Source organism: Lysobacter sp. CA199, from assembly GCF_052078715.1.
Classification (GTDB): domain Bacteria; phylum Pseudomonadota; class Gammaproteobacteria; order Xanthomonadales; family Xanthomonadaceae; genus Lysobacter.
Window position 1 is genome coordinate 296,513 of record NZ_JBQJIL010000009.1, and the last position, 16,235, is coordinate 312,747.

Annotated in this window: 14 protein-coding genes; 9 read left to right on the plus strand and 5 right to left on the minus strand. The window is 67.5% G+C overall.

Annotated elements, in window-relative coordinates:
* The first annotated feature begins 2 nt into the window (after positions 1-2).
* The 6 genes from ACTOWJ_RS18145 (at position 3) to ACTOWJ_RS18170 (ending at position 6,617) form a co-directional block, all read left to right on the plus strand.
* Complete coding sequence (locus ACTOWJ_RS18145; RefSeq protein WP_441336012.1) at positions 3-1,892, plus strand: ATP-binding cassette domain-containing protein; 1,890 nt, start codon at positions 3-5, stop codon at positions 1,890-1,892.
* Between the two features lie 343 nt (positions 1,893-2,235).
* Positions 2,236-2,790, plus strand: a complete 555-nt coding sequence (locus tag ACTOWJ_RS18150) for an SRPBCC family protein (protein WP_441336013.1) — start codon at positions 2,236-2,238, stop codon at positions 2,788-2,790.
* Positions 2,787-3,503, plus strand: coding sequence for a helix-turn-helix domain-containing protein (locus ACTOWJ_RS18155; protein ID WP_441336014.1), 717 nt, complete (start codon positions 2,787-2,789; stop codon positions 3,501-3,503). The genes ACTOWJ_RS18150 and ACTOWJ_RS18155 overlap by 4 nt, the downstream gene beginning before the upstream one ends.
* Before the next feature lie 38 nt (positions 3,504-3,541).
* Complete coding sequence (locus ACTOWJ_RS18160; protein WP_441336015.1) at positions 3,542-4,699, plus strand: hypothetical protein; 1,158 nt, start codon at positions 3,542-3,544, stop codon at positions 4,697-4,699.
* A 401-nt stretch (positions 4,700-5,100) separates the two neighbouring features.
* Positions 5,101-5,688, plus strand: coding sequence for an RNA 2',3'-cyclic phosphodiesterase (gene thpR / locus ACTOWJ_RS18165; RefSeq protein ID WP_441336016.1), 588 nt, complete (start codon positions 5,101-5,103; stop codon positions 5,686-5,688).
* A gap of 38 nt (positions 5,689-5,726) precedes the next feature.
* Positions 5,727-6,617 (plus strand): YdeI/OmpD-associated family protein, encoded by an 891-nt coding sequence (locus tag ACTOWJ_RS18170; RefSeq protein ID WP_441336017.1) that lies wholly within the window; start codon positions 5,727-5,729, stop codon positions 6,615-6,617.
* A 691-nt stretch (positions 6,618-7,308) separates the two neighbouring features.
* Here ACTOWJ_RS18170 and ACTOWJ_RS18175 read toward each other — a convergent pair.
* The 5 genes from ACTOWJ_RS18175 to ACTOWJ_RS18195 all read right to left on the minus strand — a co-directional run bounded on the left by ACTOWJ_RS18175 (position 7,309) and on the right by ACTOWJ_RS18195 (position 12,482).
* Entirely contained in the window at positions 7,309-8,703 is a 1,395-nt protein-coding gene (locus tag ACTOWJ_RS18175) for an esterase-like activity of phytase family protein (RefSeq protein ID WP_441336018.1), read from the minus strand.
* A 56-nt stretch (positions 8,704-8,759) separates the two neighbouring features.
* On the minus strand, positions 8,760-9,695 hold the full coding sequence (locus tag ACTOWJ_RS18180; protein WP_441336019.1) for an endonuclease/exonuclease/phosphatase family protein: 936 nt from the start codon (positions 9,693-9,695) through the stop codon (positions 8,760-8,762).
* Positions 9,692-10,159: a hypothetical protein gene (locus ACTOWJ_RS18185; RefSeq protein WP_441336020.1), complete on the minus strand. Its 468-nt coding sequence runs from the start codon at positions 10,157-10,159 to the stop codon at positions 9,692-9,694. Before ACTOWJ_RS18185 ends, ACTOWJ_RS18180 begins: the two co-directional genes overlap by 4 nt.
* Positions 10,160-10,311: 152 nt before the next feature.
* On the minus strand, positions 10,312-12,108 hold the full coding sequence (locus tag ACTOWJ_RS18190; protein WP_441336021.1) for a M14 family metallopeptidase: 1,797 nt from the start codon (positions 12,106-12,108) through the stop codon (positions 10,312-10,314).
* 41 nt (positions 12,109-12,149) lie between these two features.
* On the minus strand, positions 12,150-12,482 hold the full coding sequence (locus ACTOWJ_RS18195) for a hypothetical protein (RefSeq protein WP_441336022.1): 333 nt from the start codon (positions 12,480-12,482) through the stop codon (positions 12,150-12,152).
* Positions 12,483-12,986: 504 nt separating this feature from the next.
* Here ACTOWJ_RS18195 and ACTOWJ_RS18200 point away from each other — a divergent pair.
* The 3 genes from ACTOWJ_RS18200 (at position 12,987) to ACTOWJ_RS18210 (ending at position 16,209) form a co-directional block, all read left to right on the plus strand.
* Positions 12,987-13,613 carry a glutathione S-transferase family protein gene (locus ACTOWJ_RS18200; protein WP_441336107.1) on the plus strand — a complete coding sequence of 209 codons (627 nt, stop codon included), beginning with the start codon at positions 12,987-12,989 and terminating at the stop codon, positions 13,611-13,613.
* Positions 13,614-13,668: 55 nt separating this feature from the next.
* The gene (locus ACTOWJ_RS18205) at positions 13,669-14,439 is read left to right on the plus strand and encodes a hypothetical protein (protein ID WP_441336023.1); all 771 of its coding nucleotides are present in this window, start codon (positions 13,669-13,671) and stop codon (positions 14,437-14,439) included.
* A gap of 141 nt (positions 14,440-14,580) precedes the next feature.
* Positions 14,581-16,209, plus strand: coding sequence for a POT-type proton-dependent oligopeptide transporter (locus ACTOWJ_RS18210; protein ID WP_441336024.1), 1,629 nt, complete (start codon positions 14,581-14,583; stop codon positions 16,207-16,209).
* The last annotated feature ends 26 nt before the right edge of the window (positions 16,210-16,235 follow it).

Here is a 16,235-nt window from a genome sequence, read left to right on the forward strand (position 1 = left end):
GGATGCCTCTGATTACCGTCCAGAACGTCGACTACAGCGTCGGCGGCCCGCTCCTGCTCGAAAACGTCGAATTGTCCATCGAACCGGGCGAACGCATCGCCTTGATCGGTCGCAACGGCGCGGGCAAGTCCACGCTCATGAAATTGTTGGCCGGCGACATCCACGCCGACGATGGAGAAATCCGCCGCGAAGGCAACACCCGCATCGCCAGGCTCGAACAAGAAGTTCCGCCCGGCGCCAGCGGCACGGTGTTCGACGTGGTCGCCGACGGCCTGGGCGATCTGGGTCATTGGCTGGCCGAGTACCACCACCTCACCCATGGCGATCATTACGACGCCGATAAGCTCGCCGAAGTCCAGAACAAGATCGAGGCCGCACAGGGCTGGGGGCTGGATCAACGCGTCATCGAGACCCTGACCAAGCTTGACCTGGACGGCGACGCCGAATTCGCCGGCCTGTCCGGCGGCATGAAGCGGCGCGTGCTGTTGGCGCGCGCGCTGGTATCGGCGCCGGACCTGTTGCTGCTGGACGAGCCGACCAACCACCTGGACATCGAAGCCATCGATTGGCTCGAACAATTCCTCAAGTCCTGGCAGGGCGCGCTGCTGTTCGTGACCCACGACCGCCGCTTCCTGCGCGCCCTGGCCACCCGCATCGTCGAGATCGACCGCGGCCAGGTCACCAGTTGGCCCGGCGATTGGGCCAACTACGAGCGTCGCCGCGAAGAACGCCTGAATGCCGAGGCGCAGGAGAACGCGCGCTTCGACAAGCTGTTGGCGCAAGAAGAAGTGTGGATCCGCCAGGGCATCAAGGCCCGCCGCACCCGCGACGAAGGCCGCGTGCGCCGGCTCAAGGCCATGCGTAACGAACGCCAGGCGCGCCGCGACACGGTCGGCAACGTGCGCATGGATCTGGCCCAGTCCGAAGCCTCCGGCCGCAAGGTGATCGAGGCCAAGGGCGTGTCCTTCGATTACGGCGGCAAGCCGCTGCTGCGCGAGCTGTCGACCACGGTGTTCCGCGGCGACCGCATCGGCCTGATCGGTCCCAACGGCAGCGGCAAGACCACCTTGCTGAAGATTCTGCTCGGCGAGCTGCAGCCCGCCGAGGGCGAAGTCCGCGAAGGCAGCAAGCTGCAGATCGCTTACTTCGACCAGTACCGCGCGACCTTGCGCGAGGACTGGAACGCGCTGGAGAACGTGTCCGAAGGCCGCGAGTTCGTCGAGGTCGGCGGCAAGAGCAAGCACGTGATCGGTTACCTGCAGGATTTCCTGTTCACCCCGGAACGCGCGCGCGCGCCGATCACCCGTTTGTCGGGCGGCGAACGCAATCGTCTGTTGCTCGCCAAGCTGTTCGCGCAGCCGTCCAATCTGTTGGTGATGGACGAACCGACCAACGACCTGGACGTGGAAACGCTGGAGCTGCTGGAAGAACTGCTCGGCGACTATCCCGGCACCTTGCTGCTGGTCAGCCACGACCGCGATTTCCTCGACAACGTGGTCACCTCCACCCTGGTCATGGAAGGCGACGGCCGGGTCGGCGAATACGTCGGCGGCTACAGCGACTGGCAGCGCCAACGCCCGGCCGGTTACGCCGCCGCGGCCAAGGCCACCGCCAAGGAATCGGCCAAGGCCGCGCCGGCCAAGGCCGAAGCGGAGGCCGCGCCGCCCGCGCCCAAGCGCAAGCTCAGTTACAAGGACGCGCGCGAACTCGAGCAATTGCCGGCGCGGATCGAGCAGTTGGAGACGCGCGTGGCCGAACTGACCGCGCAGATGAACGAGCCGGCGTTCTACCAGCGCGACAGCGCTGCGATCAATGCGCATAACGCGACTTTGGCCAAGACGCAGACGGAGTTGGATCATGCCTATGCGCGATGGGCGGAGCTGGACGCTTAAAACCGGTCGGGCCCGAATACGAGCGGGGCGTGAAACATCGCGTTCGGTTAGGTTCCGCGAGGAGGGACGGCCGAGCGCTCGCGGAACCTTCCAGCCGTCATTCCCGCGAAGGCGGGAATCCAAAGACTTCAGAGCCATGCCGCGATAAAGCCCTGGATCCCCGCCTTCGCGGGGATGACGAGCAAAGGCGGGGCGTCGAACTCTCGTGGGGATGCGCGTCTCCACCCAACTTCCGACCATTGCGCCCACTCATCCCGCCGGTTCCTAATTCCCTTAACGATGCCGGACGGCCGGCGGGGGGAGGGCGGCGATGCGCAGGATCGGATCGACAGGCACCGCAATCATGGTCGCGCTGGGACTGGCGCTCGCCGCCGGCGCAGCCGGCGCCGCGATCAAGGACGTGGCGCCCAACGGTTTCACCATCGAAAACGAACAAGTGATGCCGGTCGATCCGGCCACCGCCTGGAAGGCGCTGGTCGAAGACGTCGATCGTTGGTGGCCGAAGGACCACAGCTGGTGGGGCGCCGCTTCCGAATTGTCGATCGACCCGCGTGCGGGCGGCTGTTTTTGCGAGATCGGCGACGACGGCAAGCAGCAGGCGCTGCACATGACCGTGAGCTTCGTCGATCCTGGCAAGACCCTCCGCCTGCTCGGCGGCCTGGGTCCGTTGCAGGGCATGGGCGTCACCGGCGCGATGGAGTTCCGGCTGAGCCCGGCCAAGGACGGCGGCACCCGCATCGTCCTGCACTACCGCGCCGGCGGTTACACGCCCGACGATCTGAGCAAGTTCGTGCCGGCGATCGACAAGGTGCAAGGCCTGCAACTGGGCGGACTGGCCGATTACCTGCGCAAGCCGCGCGACGCGGCCGGCGCGCAGCCAGGAAAGCCGAAGCCGTGAATCCGCACGGTGCCTACCGCACCCGCCACGATCGCGGCGCGACCTTGGCGACCCATCGCCACCGCGAGGCTTACGCGGCGTTGGTGCTGGACGGCGATTACACCGAATCCAGCCTCGACGGCCCGTTGCCGTGCCGGCCGGGGACGCTGGTGCTGCATCCGGCCTATCACGCTCATGGCGACCGTTTCGGCCGCATCGGCGCCAGCGCGATCAATCTCGAACTGCCCGATGCCGTCGCCGCGCGGCTGGCCGGATTCGCCGCCAGCGCCTGGCAGGTGCACGATCTGCGCGAAGCGCTGGAAGTGTTCCAACGCGCGCCGCAGCGCCTGCCGGAGTTGCTGGCCCAGGCGCTGCCGCAAGCCGCCGAGGCGCTGCCCGATTGGCAAGGCGAACTGCTGCGCCGGATGGACCGCAGCGACGACGACATCGAACTGATCGCGCGCCAGCTGGGCGTGTCGGCCGAACACGCCAGCCGCGCGCTCGGCCGCAGCCACGGCATGTCGCCGCGGGCGCTGCGGCGCGAGGCGCGCTGGCGTCGCGCGTTGAGCCTGTTGGACGGCAACCTGTCGCTGGCCGATATCGCCGCCGCCGCCGGCTTCGCCGATCAAAGCCATTTGCACCGCATCGTGGTGGCGCATGCCGGCTGCACCCCGGCGCGGCTGCGTAAACAGATCAAGTGCGTACAAGACCGGGACGCGGCCGCGGCGGCCTAATGGCTGCGACGCGCTCTCGCGTATCCGGAGTTCCCCCCATGCCAGCCCCTTTCTCGCAGAAAATCCCGTTGTTGCCGTTGACCGCCGCGTTGCCGCTGCCGGTTGCGGTGGCGTTGCCGCTGCTGCTGGCATGGGCGATCGGCGCGCCCGCCGCCGAGCCGCCGTCCCCGCCGCCGGAAAGCGGTCCCTTGGCCGCGAAGGCCGTCGACGATGCGCGCGGCGCCACGCTGCGCGCCGACGTCGCCACGGCCTTGTCCGTGCTGAAGTCGGCGCCGGTGGAGCAATTCAGCGCCAAGGACGCGAAGTTCCGCAGTTGCATGCTTGAACGCCATGAGCGCAAGACACCGCCGCCGTTGGTCGGCGCGCCGTCGGACCCGCTGGCCAAGCGGGTGTTGGCGACCTACCAGCGCTATTGGTGGCAGGCGGTGCGCGATCCGGCCAAGCGTCCGGCGCAGGAGAAACAGCTCAAGGCCGAACTGGCGGCCTTGATCGGCGAGAAACCGCCGGCCGACGACGAAGACGCATTCGAGGCGATGAGCGACCGGCTCAGCGCCAAGCTTGGCGAACGCGGCCTGCACGCGCTGCAGGGGCGTACTCCGCCGCTGTACGACCTGTTCGTGTGGGCCAAGCAGGACGAGCGCGACTACACCGTCGATCTGCCCTCGGGCGAAAAGCAGCCGGTGCGGGTGTTCCTGATGGACGAGTGGATCAGCCGCGGCTGGAGCCGCTACACCGCCTGCGAGATCGGCGGCGCCGCCGGCTGGGTCAAGCCCGAGGGCCTGTACGCGGTGACGTCCGCCTACGGCGATCTGACCGGTGAGGATTTCCAGGCCAGTTTCCTCGGCCACGAAGCCCAGCATTTCGCCGACCTCAAGCGTTGGCCGGACATGCAGTCGTGGACGCTGGAGTACCGGGCCAAGCTGACCGAACTGTACAAGTCCGACAAGACCCACCAGGAGGTGTTGAACAAGTTCTACCGCAGCCGCGACGACGAACCCGATCATCCGCATCCCTACGCGAACCAGCGCTTGATCGCCGACATCGTCGCCAGACTCGGCCTGCCGGCCGACAGCGATCTGCGCAAGGCCGATCCGATCGCCGTGCGCAATGCCGCGCGCGAGCTGTTGATCGAGGACACCCGCAAGCGCGAAGCGCAAACGCCGGCGAAAACCGAAGCGGTCAAGGCTTCGCAGTGATCCGAGCGGATGGGCGTGGCGAGCGCGCCGCGTCCATCCGCGTTCGGGCCACCCGCATGGAATCGGCGGTATTTTCGTTCGCGCTGCCCTGACTAGGCTTGCATAGCGAGAGAAACCTGCGCCTCTCGTGCAGGCTTCGGAGCCCTTTGTGGGAGGGGCTTCAGCCCCGACGCTTTCCGGCCCGATCGCGCCGGAACCCATGCGTTGCCGTCCTGGCCCCGGAGGGAAACTGCCGCTTCACTCGCGTCTCATCTCACTACGCTTGCATAACCAGAGAAACTGCAGGTCGCACGCGAACTACGAAGCCTTTTGTGGGAGGGGCTTCAGCCCCGACGCTTTCGGGCCCGATCACGTCGGAACCCATAGGCTGTCGCCACTGGCCCAGGGGTTAAACTGCGGACATGCAACAGAACTCCTTGTTCGGCGACACGCCGCCACCGCCCACCGATATCCACCGTCTGTTCTTCGCGCTGCTGCCCGATGAATCCGTGCGCCAACGCATCGCCGCGGCCGCGACCGAACTGCGCGCGCGGCACGATGCGGGCGGACGCCTGATCGGGCTGCATCGTTATCACCTGACCCTGCAATTCCTCGGCGACGCGCATGAGTTTCAGGCTGACCGCGCCGCCGCCGCGCAATCGGCCGCGGCCGAAGTCGCGGCGACCGCGTTCGATCTGCCGCTCGACCGCGCCGGCAGCTTCCGCAATCGCTCGATTCCGTGGTGGCTGGGCTGCGAGCGCACGCCCGAAGGCTTGCAGGCCTTGTTCGACCGGCTCGGCGTGGCGCTGGCCAAGCGCGGCGTGCGCGTGGAGGGCGGACACTCGTTGACCCCGCACGTGACCATCGTCCGCGACGCCGTCGCCCCTCTGCATCCGCCGGTGGCGATCGAGCCGATCGTTTGGCGGGTCGGCGATTTTGCCCTGATCCACAGCCAACTGGGCGCGCGCAACGCCTACACCGTGCTCGGGCAGTGGCCTGTGGCGGAGTGAGCGGCGCACAATAGGCCATCCTCAGCACGGGTGTCGTCATGGCGCAGCGCAAATCGGGATCGGCGGGGGCCGCGAGTCCGGCAAAGACACAAGGTGCGAAGGCAGCTTCGGCCCGCGCCGCATCGGCGAAATCCGGCCCGGCAAAAACACCCGGCTCAGTAACCTCCGGCGCAAAGAAACCGGCCGCGAAGAAAACCAGCGCAAAGTCCGCTGCGACGAAACCCGCGGCTGCCCGGCCTTCGACCGCGGGCACGCGCAAAAGCGCCGCGACCCAACCGAAAGCGCCGGCGACCAGGACCGCATCGCTTGCCTCGGACCTAATCCGATCGCACGATCAGCGCATCGACGACTACATCGCCCGATCCGAGGCCTTCGCCCAGCCGATCCTCGAGCACGTGCGGCAGCTCGTGCACGCGGCCTGTCCGCAGGTGGAAGAGACGATCAAGTGGGGCATGCCGAGCTTCGTCTATCGCGGCAAGATCCTGTGCGGCATGGCTGCGTTCAAACAGCACGCCACCTTGGGTTTCTGGCAGGCGCCGAACATCGCCGGCGCGGATCAATCGCGTCGCAACGAAGCCATGGGCCAATTCGGTCGCCTGACTGCCATCGGCGACCTGCCCGGTCCGCGCGAACTGACCCGGCAGGCGAAGCAGGCGATGGCGCTGATCGAGGCCGGAGCGACGCGTTCGTCGAGCAAAACCTCATCGCCCAAACCGCCGGTGGTGACGCCGCAGGATCTGGCCGCCGCGCTCAAGCTCAATGCCAGGGCGAGGGCGGCGTACGCAGCGTTCTCGCCCAGCCAGAAGCGCGATTACGTGGATTGGATCGAAGGCGCCAAGCGCGAGCAGACGCGTAAAAGCCGGCTCGTCCAGGCGGTGGAATGGATGGAGCAGGGGAAGATCCGGTTTTGGAAGTATCAGGCCAAGTGACCCCGCGAATGCCCCTGTAGGAGCGGCGCGAGCCGCGACCGCGACAATTCGCGGACGTCGAAACTTTCGCAATGGCCGCAGCCTCGCGGTCGCAGCTTGCGCGGCTCCTACAGCTCGGCCCCGCTGATACCGGTGAGCTGGGTGGGGCCCCTGTAGGAGCGGCGCGAGCCGCGACCGCGCCAATTCGGCGACGTCGAAACTTTCGCAATGGCCGCAGCCTCGCGGTCGCAGCTTGCGCGGCTCCTACAGCTCGGCCCCGCTGATACCGGTGAGCTGGGTGGGGGCCCTGTAGGAGCGGCGCGAGCCGCGACCGCGCCAATTCGGCGACGTCGAAACTTTCGCAATGGCCGCAGCCTCGCGGTCGCAGCTTGCGCAGCTCCTACAGCTCGGCCCGCTGATACTGGTGAGCTGGGTGGGGGCCCTGTAGGAGCGGCGCGAGCCGCGACCGCGACAATTCGCGGACGTCGAAACTTTCGCAATGGCCGCAGCCTCGCGGTCGCAGCTTGCGCGGCTCCTACAGCTCGGCCCGCTGATACTGGTGAGCTGGGTGGGGCCCCTGTAGGAGCGGCGCGAGCCGCGACCGCGCCAATTCGGCGACGTCGAAACTTTCGCAATGGCCGCAGCCTCGCGGTCGCAGCTTGCGCGGCTCCTACAGGCAGATCGCGGGGTATCGATGCGATCTGACGGTGGATCAGCGGCGGAAATCCACCGCGAAGCCGATCAGCGTGCCCGGGATGCGGCTCTTGCCGGCGGGGCAGGCCGCGTCCAGCGCGACTTGCGCGCGCTCGCCGCTGGCGCGGTCGACGCAGACCTCGAATTGCTCGCCGGCGCCGGTCTGGGTGACGCTGTAGTCGTTGTCGCTGCCGATCAGCACCAGATGCTTGCCGCCGCGCAGGCGCGGACCGATCGCCAGGCCTTCGAGCTTTTCCGGGATGTCGCGCGCGCCGGCGTCGCGCAACGCGGCCAGGATGTCCAGTTCCGGGGCCTTGGCGACCGCGTGCACGTCGGCGGGCAGATCGTCGCTGCCGGCCAGCGAACGCTCGGCGACGTTGCTCGCTCCGCGCAAGGAAATGCGATACACGCGCTTGTGCAGCGGTGCGGCGGTGACTTCCACGCCCAGACCGCGGTTGTCGCGTTCCAGCACCAGGAACTCGCGGTCGCTCAGCGCGTGGATCGCGCTCAGGCCGATGCTGCGGCCCTGATGGGTCGCGGAGAAATCGTCCTCGGTGGAGGGGTCGATCGCGTTCAGATCGGCGATCGGTTCCAACCGGTACACGTACTGCGCGCGCGAACGGCCGCTGCGCAGGTCCCACTCGATGATGCGCACGTTGCGACTGCGGCGGCCGTCGTTGTTGGAGCCTTCCTGGGTCAGCGGATCCTGCATCACCGCGTACAACTTGTCGCCCGAAGCGTTGAGGGTCAGGCCCTCGAAGCCGCGATTGTCCTGGCGTCCGTTGACCACGACTTTGCGATCGCTTACGTAGTCCAGCTGGCCCTGCGCATTGCGCGGCAGCAGGTTGGCCGGCGTGGCGAAGGCGCGCAGCAAGCGGCCGTTCGGCGTGAACTCGTACACGCTGGGACCGTATTCGTCGGCGACGTAGAAATGGCCGTTGCGGCCGATCGCCAGCCCTTCGGGGTCGAAGCTCAGGCCGAGCTTGGCTGCGTCGCCGTTGAGCAAGAGCGGATTGAGGCCGTTGAAGCTCTCGCCGCGGAAGGTGCTGAACAGCACGGTCTTGTCGATCGCCGGCTGGCCGATACGGCCGCTGCGGCGGTCGTAGGGAATGCGCAGGCGCTGCAGGCGGGTCGCGTAATCGATCACGCCGCCGCCGGGACCGCGGTCGGACAGCGCGTACCAGTAGCCGTCGCGCGGGTTATAGGTCAGATCGGAATAGAAGCCGAAGCGATTGAGGTTGGCCTGGTCGGGCGTGCCCGGCGGCAGGCGCACCGCGTCGCGGGTGGTCGCGGGAGTTTCCACGATGTTGGTCAGCGACCAGCGCGCGGCCGGGGCGTGGCTGGTCGAGGCGGGCGCGGCCAGCGCCGGCGCGGCGCAGCTCAGCAGCAGCGCGGTCAGGGCGGAACGGATCATGCGGGGCTCCTGCGGGGCGAGGGAATCGGCCCACGCTAGGAGCGCTGTGTGTCAGTTCAATGACGCTCGCCGGCTCCGGCGGACGATTCCAGCGGATGGGTCGGGCGCAGACGCACGAACAGGCCGAAATGATCCGAGGCCCAAACGCCGTCGCGGGCCTGGTTCAGCACGATGCGCGCTTCGAGCAGATCGAAGCGCTTGGGATCGTAGAACACGTGGTCGATGCGCTGCGCGGGCAGGTAGGCCGGGTTGAGGGTGGTGGCGCGCGCGGCATCGGCGGCGAGATCGGGATGGGCCTGGGCGAACGCGTCGCGGTAACGCGCGGCCAGCGCCTTGAGTTCGGGCGAATCGGCGTCGCTGTTGAAATCGCCGGCGACGACGACGGCGCCGTTGCGCTGGCTGGTATCGATGAAGTCGAGCAGGCTGGCGATCTGGCGGCGGCGGATGTCGCCGCCCTCGCGTTCGTTGTGCAGATGCGTGGCATAGAAATCCACGCCGGTGTGCATCGCGTCGAAGACCTTATCGGCGTGTGCGGCGGTGCGGTAATCGTTCAAGGGTTCGAGTTTGCGCATCGCCTCGGCGGTCGCCGGGGCGTGATACAGAATCGCATTGCCGTAGCGGCGTTCGGCGTCGGGCGGATCGACCGAGACGAAACGGACCCGGTAGCCGGCCGCTTCGGCGAGGTCTTCGGCCTGGTTGCGCAGGCCCGGGCGTTGCAGCACTTCCTGCAAGGCGATGAAGTCCGGTTTCAATCGTTCGATTTCCGCGACGATCAACGCGCGGCGCTTGGGCCAGTCGCCCTTGTCGTGCCACAGGTTGAGGGTGAGCACGGACACGGGAACCGTGGGGATCGTGATTGGGCGTCGCGGCAGTTTCGCGGGCGGCGCGGCCATCGCCAAACCGGCGAGCGCGAACAGCGCCGCGGCTTGCGCGATGCGGCGCAGCCGGCGAGCCGGACCGTTGGCGCCGGCGAAGGAACGCAGGGGCGTCATGGCGCGGGAAACTCCGCGCAGCCCTGGTAGCGTTTATCGCCGACCCGCAACGACACGCTGGCCGGATACTCGCGATCGCTCATGCCGTCGCTGCATCGCTCGCGCCGATAGCCGAGTTCCACCGCGCTGCCGTCGTCGGCTTGGCCGGCGTAGCCGTCGGCGGTTTGGCTGGCGCGCGGCACCTGCAGCTTGCGCTCGCCGTAATCGAGCTGCAGCGCGATTTGCGCGTGCGCGCCGGCTTTGGTTTCGGATCGCCGCACTTCGGCCAGCCAGCCCGGTTCGGTGCCGACCGCGCGCAGCGCCAGCGCCGGTTCGGCGGTCGGTGCAGGCGGTGCGGCCGAGGGCGCCGCTGTCGAGGGCACAGATGCCGAGAGCACAGATGCCGAGAGCACAGATGCCGAGAGCGTGGACACCGCGGGCGGTTGCGCGCAAGCCGTCGACCACAGCGCGGTGAGGGCGGACAACACAGCGATTCGCCAATGCATGCGGAACATCTCGCCAGGCTCGGACGATACGAGGATACCCCGCGTCTGTTCGCCGGACGTGTACGAACGAAAAACGCGCGGAGCCCAAGCTCCGCGCGTTCGCGTCGGTCAGCCAGGATGGCCGCAGGCGATCAGCGCGGCACCGACTCGGTACGCAGCACCGGGTACTGGTTGTAACGCACGTCCCAGGCCGAATGGCGGCGATAGAAGAAATCCAGCCGCGCCTGCGGGCTCTTGGCGAAGGCCGGATCGCTTTGCAGCTTGGCCTCGAACTCGGCCTTGACCTTGGGATCTTGGAGCATCTCGCGCGCCACATCCTCGGCGACGTAATCCTCCATGTACTCCTTGCGCTCGAAGGCGTTGTTGAACTCGCCCCAGGCGGCCAGCGAATCGGGCGCCTGCGGCTCCAGGATCGCCATCGCCAAGCGCGCCTTAGGCTGGGCGATCGGCACGAACAGCGCGCCGGCGACCAGGTCCTGGGTGTCGGGCTTCCATTCGCCGCTCAGGGCGACACGCTGATGGCCTTCGACCGATTGCGCGGCGAACTCGGACTTGTCGGCACGGAAGGTTTCCACCGCGGCTTTGGCCAATGCCGCATCGAGGCGGCGATAACTCACGCCGTGCTGATCGAGTTTGGCCGCGACCCAGGCCGCCTGCGCGACCGGCACCAGATAACCGCCGCGCGGCGCGGCGACCTGACGGCCGGGCTGGATGTCGTACTTGAGCGGGATGTTCCAGATCTGCGGCTTGGTCTCGTCGTAACGCGTCATCAGCGCGCCGGAGACGTCCGACGGCGTGCGCGTGTAGGCGTATCCGCGGAATGCGACGGTGCGGGTCTTGTCGCTGGCCTTGTAGTCCAGCGCGACCTTCTGCCCGCCCAGCGCCAGCGCGCGCTGATCGGCGGCCAGGGCCTCGCGGCGCCAATCGGCGCCGTGCGCGCCGACCTGATCCAGCACGTCGACGATGATGTTGCGGGTGATCCGCACGCGGGTCGGATAGTCCTTCCACGAATGCGTTTCCACCAGCATGGCCAGGCGATTGCGCAGGAAGAAATAGCCGTTCGAGAAGCGCGGCGGCGGCACGCCGTCTTCGAAGCCCGAGGCGGGATTGTCGGACTCGACGAAGGAAGGGTAGTACGACAGCGGTAGCGAGCCCTGCTTGGACAGGCGCGCGATCACGCCGTCGCGCAGCGCGGTGCCAGCCGCGCGCAGCGGCGTGTCGCCGGCATGCACCGGTTCGACCTGGATCGATACGTCGTGTTCGAACTTGGCGCCGTCGGTGACGTGCAGGTCGATATAGGCCAGCGGATCCCAACGCTCGACCAGCTTGAGCATGGCCTGCATTTCCGGCGCATCGGCCTTCAGATAGTCGCGGTTGAGGTTGTAGTTCTGCGCGGTGGTGCGCCAGCCCATTTCCTCCGGGCCGCGCTGGTTGGGACGGTTCCAGCGGCCGAAGCGCTCGTGCCCGTCGATGTTGAACACCGGCACGAACAGCAGCACCTGCTTGTCGAGCGCGCCCTTGGCGGCCTCGCCTTCAAGCGTCTGGCGCAGGGCCAGGAATCCGGCGTCCTTGCCGTCGATTTCGCCCGAATGGATGCCGCCCTGGATCAGCACCACCGGCAGCTTCTTGGCTTGCGCCTGCTCAGGCGTGAACGCGCCGCTGCGGGTGACCACCAGCAGCTTCATCGGCCGGCCTTCCGGGGTGGTGCCGAAGTCCTCGCAGCGCACCGCATCGGGGTAACGCTGGGCGAACTGCGCGCACAGTTCGATCACTTCCTGATAACGACCGGTTTTGACGAAGCCGCTGCGCTCGGACACGGTGGTCAGCGGATCGGCGGCGGCGAAGGCCGGCGCGGCGAACGCGGCGGTCAGCGCCAGCGGCAGCAGACTGCGGAAAAGACGGGTGGGGCGGAGCGTGCGATGAGTCATTGCGGAATCCAGCGGGTGGAAAGGCGGCGGGTGGAAAGAGATTAGTCGAAGCCGCAGGTCAAGCCCGCGCAGGTCAGGGTGTTGAAGTCGTACAGGACCGAGTGGCCCAACTCCCCGGTGGGGCGTTGCACGCCGCGCGGAACGTAGAACTTGGCCCGGTGCGCGCCGTACAAGCCGGGCGGTATCCGATAGGGCTTGAGCACCACATAGGCGTTGTACAGGTTCGAATTCGAGTCGTCGCGGCCCACCTCGGCGCTGCGCTGGCTCGCACGCCATTGCTGCAGATCGCTTTCGCCCGCTTCGCGCAGATGCCCGTCGCGCACGCCTTGGCGAAGGCCTGCTTCGCCTTCCGGGCCGGTGTAGGCCGGTTCCACCGGCACTATCCGCGGCAGTTCGGGAAGTCGGGGCTTTCCGGGCAGAGCGGTCGCGGGCGATCGCGTCGACGAAGGCTCAGGCGCGACGGAGCGCGGTTCGATCGGCGTCGTTGAGGCTTGTGTCGTCGTAGCGGTTGCGGGCGTCGAGTCGGACGGCTCGCTGCGCGACGGCCGCGATGCGTATTCGGTGGCCCGGTTCAACGAGTCGCAGCCGCACCCGATCGCCGCCAGGCTCAGGACTGCAAACACCATCGTTGGCGAACGCTGTGGCATGCGGCGGTTCCTGGTCTGCGCCGCGGCGAAAGCGGGCGGCGATGAGTCCGGGTGGATCGATGAGGGCCTAATTTACGGGATCGTCCGCGGCCGCGCTTATGGATTCTTTAGCTAACTGATACGAGATGACAGGAGTCATGGTCGGCGCCCGCGCGAAGACCGGCGGGCTACGGCCGCGCCCGTGAGTGGTCTAGACTTCGCTTCCGTTTCCGTATGGATGCCTTCGCCGCCATGTACGCCTTGTACTACTTCCCGGGTGCCGCCAGCCTGCTGGTCCATTGGCTGCTGATCGAGATGGAGATCGAGCACGAACTGCGGCTGGTCGACATCGACGCGCGCGCGCAAAAAAGCGCCGAGTATCTGGCGCTCAATCCCAACGGCGTGGTGCCGACCCTGATCGTCGACGGCCAGCCACGCTACGAAGCTGCCGCGCTGGCGATGTATCTGGCCGATCGCCATCCGCACGCCGGGCTGGCCCCGGCGCTCGACGATCCACGCCGCGCCGAGTATTTGCAGTGGATGTTCAATCTGGCCAGCACCCTGCAAACGCCGCTGCGGCTGTGGTGGTATCCGTGGGATCTGCAAACCGACGACGAAGCGGTGCGCCGCGGCGCGCAGGCGCAGATCGAAGCCGCCTGCGAGCGCCTGGACGCGCAGTTGGCCCAGCACGGGCCGTACCTGCTCGGCGAGCGCCTCAGCGCGGCCGATTTCTACCTGACCATGCTGATGCGCTGGACCCGTAAGATGCCCAAGCCCGCGCACGACTGGCCGCACCTGGGCGAGTTCGCCCGGCGCATGAAGGAGCGGCCGACCTTCGCCACGCTGTATCAGCGCGAAGGTTTGAGCGAATGGGCGTGAGCGGCGCCGAACCGGCCCGCGCATAACGCGACACCTGATCAAGGATATCGATCGAATGGATGCGAACCGGCTTTCTTCCACGACCCGTTCGACCTGGCCCGGCCGCCTTGCGCGGACCGGCCTGGTCGCCGCGGGCCTGCTCGCCTTTGGATGGGCCGCGCCGGCCGCCGTCGCCGATCCCGCCGGTGCGACGGGTGCGACAAAACCGGCGCCGATCGATCGCGCGGTAGGCGGGGTCGCTCCGGCCGAGTGGACCGTGCGCTGGTGGCGTTGGGTGCGCAGCTTCCCCGAGGGCCTGGCGCCGTACCTGGACCGCGATGGCAGCCGTTGCGCCTTGGGCCAGGACGAGGACGGTCCGGTCTGGTTCCTGGCCGGCACCAACGGCCGCTTCGATGCCAAGCGCCGCTGCGAGATACCGCTGGACAAGCACTTGCTGATTCCGGTGATCAACATGTACCACCACGCCCCGCGAGTCGGCGAGTACGCCGTGCCCTGCGCCGAGCTCAAGGCGCGGGGGGCGGTCAATAACGATGCCCTGGTCAGCGCGGTGGTGTTGCTCGACGGCAAGCCGCTCGGCCGTCCGGCGCGGTGGATCTCGCGTTGTTTCGATCCCTTCGCGCTGCGGGCCGACAGCGGCGCGGTGCAGGACGCCAAGGCCGCTTATCACGCCGCCGCCGACGGCTATTGGCTGCTGTTGCCGCCGCTGCCGCCGGGCAAGCACCGGCTGGCGATCGGCGCCAACTACGCCAGCGACGGCGACGGGCGTTACGGTCGCATGGTGCAGAACTTCGAATACGAGCTGCAGATCGGCGAGCCGGCCATCTGAACGGCGGGCGCGGCGCCCGGCCGGGCCCGGCCAAGCCGGCCCGGGGGGCGATCGGTTAGTCTGTGGGGCTGGACCGCCCTGGCGCCGCTGCGCCGGGCTTCGCATGGAACGCGCGACCCTGCCCGCCGAGGAACGCCGTAGATGAGCCAAGCCGCCACCGCCACCGTACCCGCCGATTCGCAGGGCAAGATGCCCCGCCAGATCGGCTACATCATCGGCAACGAGGCGGCCGAACGCTTCAGCTTCTACGGCATGCGCAACATCCTGGTCTCGTTCCTGGTCGGCACGCTGTTGATGGCGTCCACCCAGGATCTGGCCGAACGCGAGCGCATGGCCAAGGACGTGTTCCACACGTTCATGATCGGCACCTATTTCTTTCCGCTGCTCGGCGGCTGGCTGGCCGATCGTTATTTCGGCAAATACAACACCGTCATCTGGTTCTCGCTGGTGTACTGCGCCGGCCACGCCTGCCTGGCCCTGTTCGAGCACAACCAGACCGGGTTCTACACAGGCCTGTTCCTGATCGCTTTCGGCGCCGGCGGCATCAAGCCGCTGGTGGTGTCGTTCTGCGGCGACCAGTTCGACCAGAGCAACAAGCACAAGGCCAAACTGGTCTTCGACGCGTTCTATTGGACGATCAACTTCGGGTCGCTGTTCGCCTCCTTGCTGATGCCGATCTTCCTGCGCGAGTACGGCCCGGCGGTGGCGTTCGGCATCCCCGGCGCGCTGATGTTCCTGGCGACCTTCATTTTCTGGCTGGGCCGCAAGCGCTATGTGATGGTGCCGCCGACCCGCTACACGCCGGACCCGGATTCGTTCTTCAACGTCGCCCGCACCGCGCTGAGCGGCAAGGTCGCGGGGCAGGGCAACCCTGGCGTGGCGGCGGCAGCGGTTGGTGTCGCCCTGGCCGCCGGCGCCCTGGCGGTGATGCCATGGATGGGTTTCGTCAAGAGCGCCTGTCTGGCTTTGGGCCTGCTGATCGGCTTCGGCGGCTACGGCGTGTCGTTGCAGCTCGATCGCGCGCGCGGCAAGCATCCGGACGCGGCGGTGGATGGCGTGCGCGCGGTGCTGCGGATCCTGATCGTGTTCGCTTTCGTTACCCCGTTCTGGTCGCTGTTCGATCAGAAGGCCTCGACCTGGGTGCTGCAGGGCCAGAAGATGATCGTGCCGACCGATCTGTGGTGGTGGCCGAGCTTCTTGATCTCCGGCGAAGGCGGAGCCAAGGCGGCGGCTTCGCAGATGCAGGCGATCAACCCGCTGCTGGTGATGCTGCTGATTCCGTTCAACAACCTGGTGCTGTACCCGGCGCTGCGTCGGATCGGACTCAATCCGACTCCGCTGCGGCGAATGGGGTTCGGCATCGCGATTTCGGGCTTGGCGTGGATCGGCGCAGCGGTGATCCAGTTGTATATGGATGCCGGCCACCCCATGTCGCTGGCATGGCAGATTCTTCCCTACATCCTGTTGACCTTCGGCGAGATTCTGGTCTCGGCGACCGCGCTGGAGTTCGCCTACAGTCAGGCGCCGCATACGATGAAGGGCGTGATCATGGCGTTCTGGTACCTGACCAGCACCTTCGGCAACTTGTGGGTGATGCTGACCAACGCGGCGGTGCGCAACGAGGCGGTGACTTCGCATATCGCCTCCACCGGCCTGAGCCAGAACGCCTTCCTGATGTTCTTCTTCGCCGGATTCGCCTTCCTCGCGGCGGTCGCGTTCGCCTTATACGCGCGCGGCTATCCGATGCAGGACCATTACCGCGCGGCCTGAGTCGCCGCACCAGCCTTGAAGATCGA